This window comes from Aphanothece microscopica RSMan92 (assembly GCF_046613545.2).
Classification (GTDB): Bacteria; Cyanobacteriota; Cyanobacteriia; order PCC-6307; family Cyanobiaceae; genus NIES-981.
Genome location: NZ_JBKKKY020000451.1, coordinates 1 through 505, shown reverse-complemented (window position 1 = coordinate 505; position 505 = coordinate 1). Strand labels below are relative to the sequence as shown.

At 73.1% G+C, this 505-nt stretch carries 1 protein-coding gene; it reads right to left on the bottom strand.

Going from position 1 to position 505, the window contains the following annotated elements; all coding sequences use genetic code 11:
• The coding region (locus ACLD7X_RS18495; RefSeq protein WP_411425145.1) for a WD40 repeat domain-containing protein at window positions 1-505 on the bottom strand (505 nt) is incomplete at both ends.

Here is a 505-nt window from a genome sequence, read left to right as displayed (position 1 = left end):
AGGCCGCGCCCGTCCGGGCTCCAGGCCAGATGCTCGATCGCGGTGGCAGGCTGCAGCGGGTCTTGGGCTGCCTCCTCCGGCGGAGGCGGGCCCGCGACATGGATGTCGGCCCCATCCTCGAACCGGATCAGATGCACCCCGCCGTCGGCATAGCCCGCCGCCAGCAGCGCATCGACCGGGTGGCAGGCCACAGCGGTGACGAGCCCCGGCCGGGCGGGCAATTGCAGCGCCGCCTGACCCATCGGCCCGTCCTTGCCCTCGAACGGCCAGACCAGCGCCACCCCCGCCCCGGACGTGGCGAGAACGCGGCCCTTCAGCCCGAAGGACAGGCTCCTCGGCTTGAACGGATAGCCGGCCATGCGGAAATGCGCCGTGTCGGCCAGCCGCCAGCCATGCAGCGCACCTTCCGCCATGCCTGTGACCAGGAAGTCGCCCTGCGGCCGGATCGCGACGCTGAGATGGGCGCCGGCCCATTCCAGCCTCTCCTGCGGCAGGCCGGGCCCCA